This window comes from Paraburkholderia heleia NBRC 101817 (assembly GCF_000739775.1).
Classification (GTDB): Bacteria; Pseudomonadota; Gammaproteobacteria; order Burkholderiales; family Burkholderiaceae; genus Paraburkholderia; species Paraburkholderia heleia.
The window spans coordinates 1-12,973 of record NZ_BBJH01000053.1; the positions used below are offsets into that span (position 1 = coordinate 1).

A 12,973-nucleotide genomic window follows, 5' to 3' on the forward strand; every position below is an offset into this window, starting at 1 on the left:
CGTACAAGGAGCCATTCATGGACGCTGATATTCCCGAGACGATGCTTGCGTGGCGGGTGCCGCGCTTCGGCGGCGTGGAGTCGCTGCGCCAGGAGAGCGTGAACGTGCCCGAGCCCGCGCATGGAGAGGTGCTGATCGAAGTACAGGCCGCGGCGCTCAATCCCGTCGATCTCAAGACATTGGAGGGCCGCTATCCGCTCATTACGCAAGGCGATCTGCCCTATACGCTCGGCCGTGACGTGGCCGGTGTGGTGGTGCGCAGAGGCGAAGGCGCGCAGGCCTGGCCGCAGGGCGCGCGCGTGTGCGCGTTCGTGGGCCAGGGGCCCGGTGCGCTCGCCGATTACGTGGTGGCCGACGCAACTGCGCTCGCGGGCGCGCCCGCAACGTGCGCCGTGGACGCAGCGGCCGCCATTCCGCTTGCGGCACTCACGGCGTGGCAGGGCCTGTTCGATCACGGCAAGCTGCAAGGCGGCGAGGGCGTGCTGATTCAAGGTGCGAGCGGCGGCGTGGGGCGCTTTGCCGTGCAGTTCGCGCGCCATTGCGGCGCGCGCGTCATCGCCACGGCTTCTGCGGGCGAACGCGACGCGCTGCTGGCGCTCGGCGCGAGCGAGGTCATCGACTATCATGCGCAGCGTTTCGAGGAGGAAGCGGGCGAGGTGGATCTCGTCTTCGACCTCGTCGGCGGCGAAACGCAGGAGCGCTCCTGGGCGGTCGTCAAGCACGGCGGGGCGCTCGTCTCGACCTTGGGCGAACCTTCGCAGGCGCAAGCCGGCCGCCATGGCGCGCGCGCCACGCGCTACACCGCGCGCCCGGACGGTGCTCAGCTCGCGCATATCGTCGATCTCGTCGAGAAAGGCGCGGTGAAGGCCGAAGTGGTCGATCGTATCGGTTTCGATGACACGCCCAAGGGGTTCGAGCGCCTCGCCGGCGCGCATCTGCACGGCAAGCTCGTGGTGATGCGCCAGTGGCACGACGCGCTTTGAGCTTTCACGCTGCGTGGATGCGGCAGCAGGCGGGGAAGGCGCTGCGCCCGCGTTTCACGCCTTACGCGTAATTGATGCAACTACGCGCGCGGCCTCTGCCATGCGAAAAAAACGCGATGCTGAGGGCCGCGCCCCTTTGCTCGCCGACCTTTCGGGAATCCGAAGTGCTTGCGCGGGTCGATGGCGCCATCGCCCATGACCCGCACACGCCTCATCGAAGATTACGCATTGCTTGCCGATGGCCGCAGCGCGGCGCTGCTCGCTCGCGAAGGCTCGATCGACTGGCTTTGCTGGCCGCGTTTCGACAGCGAACCGTGCTTTGCCGCGTTGCTCGGCGGTGACGAAGAGGGCCACTGGCGGCTTGCGCCGGCGGATCCGGCGTGCCGCGCGAGCCGCGGTTACCAGCGCGATACGCTCGTGATCGAAACCGCGTGGGAGAGCGAGCGCGGCAGCGCGCGCGTGATCGACTTCATGGCGGCCGATAGCACCGAGGCGTGCATCGTGCGCATGGTCGAAGGCACGCGAGGCAGTGTGGATATGCACATGATCATGCAGCCGCGCCGCGCCGATGGACCTGCTGTGCGCGCCGCCGCGATAGATACAAACGGCGCAGCGACACTGCACGCCGCAGGTGGCCCGCTGACGCTGCGCGCGGATGTGCCGTTGCGCGTTCACGCGCAGGCGCTCGAAGCCGCGTTCACCGTGCGCGAGGGCGAACGTTTCGCGCTCACGCTATGCCACGGCGAATCCGCGGGTGGGGCTGGCGAATCTTGTTCTTTTCGGGCCTTGCCAGTTCACTTCTCGGCCTGCTTGTATTCACACGCCTTCAGGAGTCGCCCTTGTGGCTTGCGCTCGCGACTCAGCATCGCGCGGACCCCACGAAACAGGAGAAGAAGGTGAGCGCGCTACGTGGCGGGTTCGCAGGCGTCACTTTCGGGAGCGTGTTGCTGGCCCTTACCGGTGGTGGTCTCTCGTATTTGACTTCCGGTTACCTGCCGACATTCCTGAAGATCGTCAATCGTATGCCGCATACCACGCTGGGCTTGATCCTGAGCGTGTCGGCCGTCTGCGTGAGCCTTACATCGGTGTTTTCGGGTGCGCTCACGGATCGAATTGGCCGGCGTCGCGCAATGGTGATCTATGGTTTGCTTTCGCTTGTATCGATTCCAGTGTTGTACATGGGGCTGAGCAACGCACAGGGAATCGGTCCCATCGCCGTTTTTACGGTTGCACTCAGCTCGATTGGCACGTTCTGCTATGCACCGCTCGTGGTTGTGATCAACGAGCGCTTCCCGACCGAAATCCGATCGAGTGGCACAGCGATCTCTTGGAACCTCGGCTTCGCCGCCGGTGGCTCAATGCCGACTCTTGTCTCGCTGCTGACGGCTGAAGTTGACGTTCTGCCGAAGACGCTGGCTATCATTAGCGCTCTCGTCAGCGCGGTCTATCTGGTCGTCGTGCTGCTTATGCCGAGGACGCCAGGAACGATGGACGGATCGTACCCGCCGGCAGGATAGAGCATCTTCAGTGCATCAGGGTATCGTAGAACTCGATGATCGTGTCACCGGCTCAGCATCGTAACGATGCGATCAGAGCCGTACGTATTGTTATCCTGCAAAAGAAGCCAGTCGCGGCACCAAGACTCAGCGCACGTTCATACAACAGTGTTAGAAGACCCGTCACAACGAGCAACAAAACCGAAACGCGAACGGCCGACGTCGGAAGCGACACGTTGGTGGGTTTACGCGTAACCTTTGACTGGGCAGGTGCCTTGTCGACGCGCTTGCCGACATCCGATTGTGCCACAGGTGCGTTAATCATGAGCATCTCTGATGTGCGCGAATCGTGCGCATGGTTTGCCATATTTCTCGACTCTCGGGCATAGGGTCAACGTGACTTCTCTGTCATCTCGGGGCACGCGACCCGGATGCATCGTACGCGCGCGGGAATGGCTATCGCGCGGTCGCAAGCATGACGCGAATGATCATTCAATTTAACATAAATTAAATTATCGATCTTTTGGGGTCATATCATTTATGCACCGGTGCATAAATGATTTCCAATTGCGTCATGTAAATTGATCAATGTTTGTTCGAAGATCGGTGATCAGACCGTAATATGACCCTACTATTTATCTCGCTGCGCTTAATGCTTCACCTCCCAGCCATTGCTCGTCAGGCGCATGGCACTCGACGCGGTGTCGTCGGATCCGCTGCCTTGGACAAGGTGATCGAGCTTGGGATATGCACGGCGAATAGCGGGCTGCTTCGCCCAGTCCGGAAGGCCCTCTATCACGTAGTTGAAATAGGCCGTCGTTTCCCCCATTGCCGGCGCGTCCCATTTGACTACGTGTGTAACGTGCACATGGCCATAGCAGAAAGTACCCGTTCGGGCGCCCGATGAAGCTGTTCCGCTTGAGCCCGGCGCGTCGGTGAAAGCGGTTGAGCCCGCCTCGGTCAAATCGTAGGTGCGCGCCACCGCCCCGTCACTGGAGGGGGGATTCGGAACGTCGTGGGACATCACGAGGCCCGCCGACTTCAACGCTTCGAGGGCACCGATAGACGTCAGATGCGGATCGTTGTCGATCGCGGCAGCGCCTTTGATGGTGACGCGGTTCACCTGATACGGGAAATGCCAAACGTTAAGGCAGATGCCCGGAGCGGGAGCAAAGTAGGCGTTCAGCGCATCAGTCAGATTCGCCTCGCTCAGGTCCTGCTTGTTGGCGCAACCGGCAACGAGGATTGCAAGTGCAGAGACTGCTACGGCGGCTAATGCGGTTTGGCCTTGTCGCATACGAATATGTGGCTGTCGTTTGGCGAGCAATAATAAGACAAAAACTGGGGCTCGCGAGGAAGCAGAGCCTGATGAACTGCGGAAGATTGGTCATCGGTCGGCTGATGAGCTAAGATACCTGTATATATATACAGTGTTGGGGCCGAAATGGGGCACGCAATTCAGGCAGAGGCAATCCATCCGGATCTGTGGCGAGCGTCCCAACTGGGCTCGGCGCAAGGTCGAACCGTTGCCAGCGGACACGCCGAACTGGATGCCGAACTACCCGGTCGGGGGTGGCCCACCGGCGCTTTGTCAGAGGTACTCGTTCCGCAGCCGGGTTGCGGAGAACTGCGCCTGTTGAAACCGGCGCTGGAGTCCGTAGCGCGCCGGCCGGTCTTTGTCCTGCAGCCACCACATCGACTGCAGCCCGCCGCGCTGGCGTGGTGGGGCTTGAGCGTTGAAAACGTGAGTGTGTTGAAGGCACCTGCGACTGCAGACTGTCTTTGGGCGGCCGAGCAGATCCTACGCTCAGGGACAGCCGGCGCCCTGCTTTTCTGGCAGCAGCAGGTACGCCCCGAGGCGCTGCGCCGTCTGCACCTCGCCGCCCAATCGTCGGAGACGCTGTTTTTTCTGTTTCGACCCACGGCCGCAGCGAGTGCGACGTCTCCCGCGCCGTTGCGGATATCGCTTGAAGCGGTTCCCGATGGACTGAACGTCTCATTCGTAAAGCGCCGGGGCCCACATCGCGATAAGCCGGTGTTCGTGTCGCTTCACCCTTCCCCTGTTCTTCTAAACCGTCATGCACCACTGGATCGGCGTTCATCTGCCACGCCTCCCCATCGAGAGCTTTTGCCCGACTTGGTACACGCCGGTGTCGAGTGAAGGGTTTGTTGTTCTGGAAAAGGGGCGGGTGCTCGATGCCGATGCAGCAGCGCGGGGGCATGGTGTAGTTGACGGGATGCGCAGAGGTGGTGTGTTGACGCTTGCGCCGAGCGCCGAGCTTCGGGAGCGCGACCCGATTCGGGAGCAACATACCGTAGAAGGAGTATCGTTCGCACTCCTGCAATTTACGCCGAACGTCGTTGTTGGGGAGGAAAACGTGGTTCTGGCTGATGTAACCGCAAGTCTGCGACTCTTTGGCGGTCTACGCGCGCTACGTTCCAGCATTCGTCGTGTAGTTGCTGAATTTGGAGTGACGTGCACCGCCTCTATGGCACCGACGGCTGAGGCTGCATGGCTGTTGGCGCGCGCCGGCGGTGGTCTTGCCCTCACTCAGCGCTCTCTGTCGCGCGCACTGACGCGCGTGCCACTAAGTGCGCTTCCGCCTGCGCGACGTTTCGTTGACTGGTTCGATGGCCTGGGATGCGCAACGATCACCGACGTGATGCGATTGCCGCGTGCCGGTTTGAAAAAAAGGTGCGGCACTGCCCTCCTCGACGCGCTCGACCGAGCGACAGGCGACGCCCCCGAAGTCCACGAATGGCTTACGATGCCCCCCGCCTTCGACGCGCGTGTCGAGCTGCCAGACCGAATCGAGCACGTCGAAGCCGCCTTGTTTGCTGCGCGTAGGCTAACGCTCCAGATGACCGGCTGGCTTGCCGCGCGCCAACTAGCTGTTGCGCGCTTCGTTGTGTCACTCGAGCATGAACGAGGCCGCGCTGCCATCGCCCCGACGGAAGTAGAAGTCGCACTCGGCGAGCCGACATGGCACGAAGAACACCTTGTGCGGTTGCTGAAAGAGCGGTTGTCGCGGATCGACCTCGCTGCCCCGGTCATAGCACTGCGCCTTGAAGCGAAAGACGTGCGCGTTGCGGAGGCGCCGAGCGAATCTCTTTTTCCCGAGCCTGGTGGAACGCCACAGGACCTTGCTCGCCTGATGGAACTGCTCACGGCACGGCTTGGCGCTGAGAATGTGTTGAGACCGGCGCCAGTTGCCGACTTCCGACCGGAAGTGGCCGCGCGGTGGGTGCCGGTCGGCAGTGATGCAAAAACATCGCGCGTGGACTTGCCGCGCGATCTCCCCCGGCCTGCATGGCTGCTTGACACGCCTATCCAGCTAATCATGCGCGGACATCGTCCGTTCTATGGCGCGCCGTTGCGCACGGTGTCGCCAGGCGAGCGGATCGAGTGTGGTTGGCAGGACGGCCAGATCGTGACGCGCGACTACTTCGTTGCAGAGGCCAATCACGTGCACTACTGGGTCTTTCGCGAACGCGTTGGCAGCCGCGACGAACGCGAGCCGCGCTGGTTTCTGCAAGGACTGTTTGGCTAGGACGGGAACAGGACGCGGCCAATGACGACTTCCGGCTTCGGCGCACTGCCGGCCTACGCGGAACTACAGTGTGTATCGAACTTCTCATTCCTCCACGGAGCATCCCATGCGGATGACATTGCCGCGCGCGCGGCGCAACTGGGCTATGCAGCAATCGCCGTCACGGATGAGTGCTCGCTGGCCGGGGTCGTGCGCGCGCACGTCGAAGCGAAAACCGCAGGTATCCCGTTCATCGTGGGGTCCGAGTTTGCGCTGACAAATGCCGACGGCTCGCACGCCTTGCGCTTTACTGCCCTGGCCATGACGCGGGAGGGCTACGGCAATCTCAGCGAGTTGATCACGCTCGCGCGCATGCGCGCGGACAAGGGTGGCTACCGGCTCGCCACACGCGACCTGGATCACCCGGAAGCTTCTCACGGACACCTGAAGGGACTGCCGGACTGCATGGCGATCCTCATCCCGGAGTACCCGTCGAATGAGACGCGCCTTGATGCGCAACTCGAATGGTTCGCAGCGACGTTCGGTGAACGCGCGCGAATTGCGCTCACGCTTCACGCCCGCGCGATGGACGACCTGCATCGCGGCGCGATCGAGCGGGCTGCAGCGCACCATGCCGTACCCGTGGTAGCCACCGGCGCGCCGGTCATGCATGTCCGCTCGCGCAAACCGCTTCAGGACGTGTTGACTGCCATCCGTCTCCGACGGCCGGTTGCCGAGTGCGGCTATGACCTCGCGCCCAACGCCGAACAGCATCTGCGTTCGAGATTACGTCTGGCCAATCTCTATCCGGCACGTGCTCTCGCCGAGACGGTCGAGATCGCACGTCGCTGCACGTTCTCTCTCGATGAGCTCCGCTACGAATATCCTGACGAACTTGTGCCCGAAGGCTTCACGCCCGAGGCCTACCTGCGCCAGGAAACCTACATTGGCGCGCACCGGCGCTGGCCAGCGGGCATTCCGCACAAGGTACAGGCGCAGATCGAGCACGAACTCGCGCTCATCGCGGACCTGAGGTACGAGCCTTACTTTCTGACGGTCTACGACATCGTGCGCTTCGCACGCAACGAGGGGATCCTCTGCCAGGGACGCGGCTCGGCAGCAAATTCTGCCGTTTGCTACTGCCTGGGCGTCACAGAGGTGGACCCGGCACGCTCGTCGATGCTGTTCGAGCGCTTCATCAGCAAGGAGCGCGGCGAGCCGCCAGACATTGACGTCGACTTCGAGCACCAGAGGCGCGAGGAAGTGGTTCAATACATCTATCGCAAGTACGGGCGCGAGCGCGCTGCGTTGACGGCTGCCGTCACAACCTATCGTCCGCGGAGTGCGCTGCGTGAGGCGGGCAAGGCGCTCGGCGTTGACCTGGCCATCGTCGATCGGGTTGCGAAGGCCCATCACTGGTTCGACTCGAAGGAAGACCTGCTCAGCCGCTTTGAGGAAGCGGGCCTCGACCCACAGGCGCCACTCATTGTGCAGTGGGCTGAATTCGCCACTCTGCTGCTTGGCTTTCCGCGTCACCTCTCACAGCACAGCGGCGGGTTCGTCATCAGCCGGGGGAAGCTCTCGCGCCTAGTGCCAATTGAGAACGCCGCGATGGTTGACAGGTCAATCATCCAGTGGGACAAGGACGACATCGAAGCGCTCGGGCTGCTCAAGATCGACGTCCTAGCACTCGGCATGCTCTCGGCGGTGCGCCGCGCGCTCGACCTGATTTCGGAAAAGCGCGGCGAGGTGTTCGAGTTACAGGACATCCCGCCGGAGGACTCGGCAACGTACGAAATGATCTGCCGTGCGGACACGGTCGGCGTATTCCAGATCGAGTCCCGTGCGCAGATGAGCATGCTGCCTCGACTGCAGCCGCGCCAGTTTTACGATCTTGTGATCGAAGTGGCGATCGTGCGCCCCGGTCCGGTCCAGGGCGGAATGGTCCACCCATACCTGCGCCGGCGCCAGGGGATCGAGCCGGTGACGTTCCCGAGTCCTCAGATGGAGCAGGCCCTCGCCCGTACGCTGGGCGTGCCGATTTTCCAGGAGCAGGTGATGCAGGTGGCGATGCTCGCCGCTGGCTTCTCCGCGGGCGAAGCCGACCAGTTGCGTCGCGCGATGGCAGCGTGGCGTCGCAAGGGAGGCCTCGGCGTCTACTACGACCGCATCGTCAACGGCATGCTTGAGCGTGGTTACGAGCGCGAGTTCGCTGAACAGATCTTTGCCCAGATTCAGGGTTTCGGCGAGTACGGTTTTCCGGAAAGCCACGCGGCCAGTTTCGCGCTGATGGTCTACGCGAGTGCGTGGCTGAAGTGCCACGAACCCACGGTGTTTGCCTGCGCCTTGCTGAACTCCCAGCCGATGGGGTTCTATTCGCCGTCCCAGCTCGTCCAGGATGCGAAGCGCCATGGCGTACAAGTACTCCCTGTCGATGTGACCGTGAGCAACTGGGATTGCGCGATCGAAGGCCCGACGACGCGCGATCCGTTGCGGCTCGGCATGTCGTTGGTACGTGGCATGAAAGCAGAGGCCGCGACGCGCATTGAGATGGCTCGTGCGGTGCGACCGTTCCGCGATGTGTCGGATCTCGCACGCCGCGCGCAGCTCGACCGGCGTGATCTTGAGGTGCTAGCTTCCGCGAACGCCCTGCGTGCCCTCGGGGGCGAACGACGGGAGGCACTCTGGCAGGCGGTCGCGGCAGTACCGGACCGCGACTTGCTGCGCGGCGCAACCGATGACGACGAGACGCCAGAACTTGCGCCGATGACCGAGGGTCAGGAGATCGTCAGTGACTACCGTGCGACGGGCCTGACGCTCGGCCGCCATCCGCTCGCCCTGCTCCGCCCACGGCTTGCGAAAATGCGCCTCGTGCCTTCGGATGCGCTCTTGCGCTATCGTAACGGGCAGCTTGCGCGCGCCTGCGGCATCGTCACGGTCAGGCAGCGCCCGGGCACTGCGAACGGCGTGACGTTCATGACGCTCGAAGATGAAGCCGGCAGCGTGAACGTAATCGTCTGGCAGTCAGTGCTGGAGAAATTCCGCCGTGAGGCGCTCGGCTCGTCGTTGCTCGCCGTATATGGCGTGTGGCAGCGCGAGGGAGAGGTGCGGCATCTCGTTGCAAACCGGCTCGTTGATGTGACTTCCATGCTTGGCGAACTTCCAACCGTGAGTCGTGACTTCTGCTAGTGGAGTGAAACCCGATGAACATTCGCGTTGGCACTGCGTCGTGGACTGATCCGACACTCATCAAAAGCAAACGGTTTTATCCGCCCGGATGTAGCAGCGCGGAGGCTCGTCTGCGCTTTTATGCGAGCCAGTTTCCGCTCGTTGAGGTGGACTCCAGCTACTATTCGATGCCCAACGGAAGCAACTCCGTCCCGTGGGTTGAGCGCACACCGCCGGGCTTCGTTTTCAACATCAAGGCGTTCCGGCTCTTCACGGGTCATCAGACCCCGCGCGACATGTTTCCGAAGGACATGCAGCCCGCGTTGCCGCAGAACGGGAAGAAGAACCTCTACTACAAGGACATGCCCGACGAAATTCGTGCCGAGCTTTGGAGACGCTACTTCGAGGCGATAGCACCCTTGCAGGATGCGGGAAAGCTTGGGGCAGTGCATTTCCAGTTCGCTCCTTGGATCACCTCTGCACCGGATGGGCGTGCGCACGTTGGGCATTGCGCAGAGTTGATGGACGGTCGTCATCTGATGGCCGTCGAATTCCGCAACCGCAGCTGGTTCGACACGAAACATTCTGAAGCGACGCTTGCATTCGAACGTGAACACGGGATCGTCAATGTTGTTGTCGATGAGCCGCAGGGGTCGGCCAATTCGATTCCTTCCGTGTGGCAAGTCACGAACCCCTCGCTTGCTCTGGTGCGCCTGCACGGGCGTAACCATGAGACATGGAACATTAAGGGTGCGACCGTCGCAAGTGATCGGTTCAACTACGACTACAACGACGATGAGTTATCCGAGTTGTCCGGGAAGATAAGGGAGATCGCTTCGTTGGTTGCGCAGACGCATGTTGTGTTCAACAACAACTATGAGGACCAGGGGCAGCGCAACGCGCGGACGCTCATTGGTCTACTCGGCGACACGGCTGTAACAGCGACGTGAAGGGCGATCGGACGAGACGGATTGCTCACCTCGACATGGACGCCTTTTACGCGTCTGTCGAGTTGCTACGCTATCCCGAGCTACGAGGAAAGCCGGTCGTTATCGGCGGCGGCCGTAACGCGGCTCCGGAGATGTTGTCCGACGGCACGCGACGCTTTGCGAAACTGCGGGACTACGTGGGCCGCGGTGTGGTTACGACATCTACCTACGAGGCTCGCGCTCTGGGTGTCTTTTCCGCAATGGGCATGATGAAGGCCGCCCAGCTCGCTCCCGATGCCATTCTCCTGCCTACCGACTTTGATTCGTACCGGCGCTATTCGCGGTTGTTCAAGGACGCGGTTGGCGCATTTACTGACCGTATTGAGGACCGCGGGATAGACGAGATCTACATTGATCTTACAGATGTGGAAGGAGAGTCGCGAGAGCTCGGCGGCCGGATTAAGGCGGCCGTTACGCAGGCAACCGGCCTCACCTGCTCTATCGCGATCGCGCCCAACAAGCTGCTCGCAAAGATCGGCTCAGAGCTCGACAAGCCAGACGGGCTAACGATTCTGTCGATGGAGGATCTTGAGTCACGGATCTGGCCACTCGCGGCGAAAAAGGTCAACGGCATCGGCCCTCGCGCAAATGAGCGCCTGGCGACCATCGGAATCTTGACCGTCGGGGAGATCGCGGCTGCCGACCCGGCGCTGCTGCAGGAGCACTTCGGACGCACATACGCAGAGTGGCTGGCGAGAGTTGCGCGAGGCATCGACGAACGCGTGATTGTCGTTTCTTCCGAGCCAAAATCAATGAGTCGCGAAACGACGTTCGAACGCGATATGCACGTAGCCCGAGACCGCTCAATTCTGACGCCGGCGCTAACGGGCCTCTGCGAACGGGTTGCCGGGGATCTGCAGCGCAAAGGGTACGCGGGCCGCACTGTGGGTCTGAAGATCAAGTTTGCAGACTTCAAGATCGTGACTCGTGACCTCTCACTTCCCGAACCAGTGGCAGACGCGGCGGCCATTCGGCGAGCCGTCGGCGAGTGTTTGAAGCGCGTGAGACTGGATCGGAGGATTCGGCTCATAGGCGTACGCGTCGGGTCGCTGTCAGCGGCAGAAGGGGTACCCGCCGAGCGTCCCGTTCAGCGCGAGCTGCCGTTCGATAGCTAGCGAGCATCGACCAATCGCGTGTCTTGTTCGTAAGCGATCCATTATCGCCGTCCCTCTGAGTAGTGGACAGGCGCGTTGATTCGTGGAGTGGATGTGCTGCGAATCAGTTCAGGGGGGACTGCATCCGCCAAGGCACGAGCGTCTCGTAGTCGTCGGCGGTCTTTGCCAGAGGCAGGCGCTCGAACAGCCAGGTCAGGTAACGGTATGGATCGATACCGTTGGCCTTGCATGTTTCAACGAGACTAAAGAGATTTGCGCTGGCATGTGCGCCGGCAACCGTATCTGCGAACAGGAAGCCCTTGCGTGCAACGACAAACGGGCGAATGGAATTTTCACAGAAATTGTTCGATGCCGGCCAGTCGCCCTTCTCGAGGTAACGCACAAGCTTCGGCCACTGCTCACGTAGATAGGTCAGTGCCCTGCCGAGCAGGCTCTGGTGCAGCACTCCCGGAGACTGCTCGACCATGAGATCCTTGATGACCTGGAGTACGCGGGCGCTATAGCGTTGCCGCAGGCGCTGACGTCGCCCTGCATTCCACGTTTTACTGCGTGCCTCGGCGGCAAACAACTTGCCAAACAGTTTGATGAAGCGTGTTGCGAGCAAATCTGGCGTACGTGCTGCCTTGGGAACATTTTCCTCTGCCTTGACGAAGTAACGTCTCGCGTGAACGAGGCAACCAAGGTGCACGAGCTTGTACCGCTCGGCGATACCGTTATAAGCCTCGTAGCCATCAGTCATCAGCGCAGCACCTTCCTGCACGCCGGCGAACAGCTTGTCGGCCAGCTTTGCCCCACGACCCGGCGTATAGGCATAGCGACAGATCGGGATTCCCGTGCCTGTCATCTGACACCACAGGTAACTCTTCGTCTGTGGCTTGCGCCCTTTCTCCTTGAGCACCTGGAAGGTCGTCTCGTCTGTGAGGATCACCGTTGCCTCAAGCAGCGCATCGCGCATCAGGTTGATCACAGGCTGTGTTGCGAGGCCGACCTTGACCACGCTGGCAGCGATCGTATTCGATGAGATATCGCCGCCGAAGCGACGAAGCAGGCCAGCCTGGCGATACAACGGCATGCCAAACTGGAATTTTCCCGTCGCGATCCAGGCAAGCGCGGATTCGGTCAGTAGTCCTCGTGGGATGATGCGCGGCGGCGCCGGCGTGATCTTGATACCCAGATCACAGCACGGGCAGGCATACTTGACGCGCTGGTGCTGGATCACGCGCAACTGCTCGGGAATCACGTCGAGTTGTTCGCTGATTTCCACGCCGAACTCGACCAGTGCATGGCCGTCGTTGCTGCAGAAACGCTCGGCTTCCGGAAGTTCGTGCCGCCGGATCTCGCGGGGCAGACTGGGGTCAAGCGGCTTGCGGTGGCCGCGCTTTTTGCGTGTATGCGCACCGACCTTCGTTTCGGGTGTATCTTCCTGGGCGGGTGCCGCATTCGCGCCAAGCGCCTCAGCTTCGTTGAACAGCCCGAACTGTTCCGAGTCCCGTACTTCGCTCTTTGCGCCAAACAGCTCACGCCGGTAGGCACGCAGCCGTTCCTCGGCCAGGTCCCGTTCCGCGCTCACCAGACGCAGCATGCTGCGGGTTTCTTCGTGCTCGCGCTCAAGACTGGCATACGCCTCGCGCATGGCGAGTAACGCCTTGAGTTCCTCGGCAGAGATCGTGATCTGGGCGGGCATGCCGGATT

The 12,973-nt window shown here is 61.8% G+C and carries 10 protein-coding genes; 8 read left to right on the forward strand and 2 right to left on the reverse strand.

What is annotated here, in order from left to right; genetic code table 11:
• Window positions 1-17: 17 nt before the first annotated feature.
• From BHE01S_RS31940 to BHE01S_RS37380, 3 genes are all read left to right on the forward strand, one after another.
• Window positions 18-983, forward strand: coding sequence for an NADP-dependent oxidoreductase (locus BHE01S_RS31940; RefSeq protein ID WP_042271381.1), 966 nt, complete (start codon window positions 18-20; stop codon window positions 981-983).
• Between the two features lie 195 nt (window positions 984-1,178).
• The gene (locus BHE01S_RS38570) at window positions 1,179-1,883 is read left to right on the forward strand and encodes a trehalase-like domain-containing protein (RefSeq protein ID WP_052406207.1); all 705 of its coding nucleotides are present in this window, start codon (window positions 1,179-1,181) and stop codon (window positions 1,881-1,883) included.
• Complete coding sequence (locus tag BHE01S_RS37380; RefSeq protein WP_167337727.1) at window positions 1,880-2,500, forward strand: MFS transporter; 621 nt, start codon at window positions 1,880-1,882, stop codon at window positions 2,498-2,500. Before BHE01S_RS38570 ends, BHE01S_RS37380 begins: the two co-directional genes overlap by 4 nt.
• A gap of 628 nt (window positions 2,501-3,128) precedes the next feature.
• Here the strand turns inward: BHE01S_RS37380 and BHE01S_RS31950 are convergent.
• Complete coding sequence (locus BHE01S_RS31950; RefSeq protein ID WP_042271248.1) at window positions 3,129-3,776, reverse strand: hypothetical protein; 648 nt, start codon at window positions 3,774-3,776, stop codon at window positions 3,129-3,131.
• A 147-nt stretch (window positions 3,777-3,923) separates the two neighbouring features.
• On the opposite strand from BHE01S_RS31950, the gene imuA reads away from it, so the two are divergent.
• The 5 genes from imuA to dinB are packed head-to-tail and all read left to right on the forward strand — an operon-like array spanning window position 3,924 to window position 11,281.
• Window positions 3,924-4,640: a translesion DNA synthesis-associated protein ImuA gene (gene imuA, locus BHE01S_RS37385; protein ID WP_084069469.1), complete on the forward strand. Its 717-nt coding sequence runs from the start codon at window positions 3,924-3,926 to the stop codon at window positions 4,638-4,640.
• Window positions 4,558-6,030, forward strand: coding sequence for a Y-family DNA polymerase (locus BHE01S_RS31955; protein ID WP_084069471.1), 1,473 nt, complete (start codon window positions 4,558-4,560; stop codon window positions 6,028-6,030). Before imuA ends, BHE01S_RS31955 begins: the two co-directional genes overlap by 83 nt.
• Before the next feature lie 21 nt (window positions 6,031-6,051).
• Window positions 6,052-9,198: an error-prone DNA polymerase gene (locus tag BHE01S_RS31960; RefSeq protein ID WP_042271251.1), complete on the forward strand. Its 3,147-nt coding sequence runs from the start codon at window positions 6,052-6,054 to the stop codon at window positions 9,196-9,198.
• A 14-nt stretch (window positions 9,199-9,212) separates the two neighbouring features.
• Entirely contained in the window at window positions 9,213-10,127 is a 915-nt protein-coding gene (locus BHE01S_RS31965; protein WP_042271254.1) for a DUF72 domain-containing protein, read from the forward strand.
• Window positions 10,124-11,281: a DNA polymerase IV gene (dinB, locus tag BHE01S_RS31970; RefSeq protein ID WP_281177782.1), complete on the forward strand. Its 1,158-nt coding sequence runs from the start codon at window positions 10,124-10,126 to the stop codon at window positions 11,279-11,281. The genes BHE01S_RS31965 and dinB overlap by 4 nt, the downstream gene beginning before the upstream one ends.
• Window positions 11,282-11,384: 103 nt before the next feature.
• Here dinB and tnpC read toward each other — a convergent pair whose 3' ends face one another.
• Window positions 11,385-12,965, reverse strand: coding sequence for an IS66 family transposase (gene tnpC, locus BHE01S_RS31975; RefSeq protein ID WP_042271259.1), 1,581 nt, complete (start codon window positions 12,963-12,965; stop codon window positions 11,385-11,387).
• Window positions 12,966-12,973: the final 8 nt, after the last annotated feature.

What these genes read in the sequence shown, in the direction of transcription:
- BHE01S_RS31960 (WP_042271251.1), top strand. Translation starts at nt 6,052, where the DNA reads ATGACGACTTCCGGCTTCGGCGCACTGCCGGCCTACGCGGAACTACAG.
- BHE01S_RS31965 (WP_042271254.1), top strand. Translation starts at nt 9,213, where the DNA reads ATGAACATTCGCGTTGGCACTGCGTCGTGGACTGATCCGACACTCATC.
- tnpC (WP_042271259.1), bottom strand. Translation starts at nt 12,965, where the DNA reads ATGCCCGCCCAGATCACGATCTCTGCCGAGGAACTCAAGGCGTTACTC.
- BHE01S_RS31950 (WP_042271248.1), bottom strand. Translation starts at nt 3,776, where the DNA reads ATGCGACAAGGCCAAACCGCATTAGCCGCCGTAGCAGTCTCTGCACTT.
- imuA (WP_084069469.1), top strand. Translation starts at nt 3,924, where the DNA reads ATGGGGCACGCAATTCAGGCAGAGGCAATCCATCCGGATCTGTGGCGA.
- BHE01S_RS38570 (WP_052406207.1), top strand. Translation starts at nt 1,179, where the DNA reads ATGACCCGCACACGCCTCATCGAAGATTACGCATTGCTTGCCGATGGC.
- BHE01S_RS31955 (WP_084069471.1), top strand. Translation starts at nt 4,558, where the DNA reads ATGCACCACTGGATCGGCGTTCATCTGCCACGCCTCCCCATCGAGAGC.
- BHE01S_RS31940 (WP_042271381.1), top strand. Translation starts at nt 18, where the DNA reads ATGGACGCTGATATTCCCGAGACGATGCTTGCGTGGCGGGTGCCGCGC.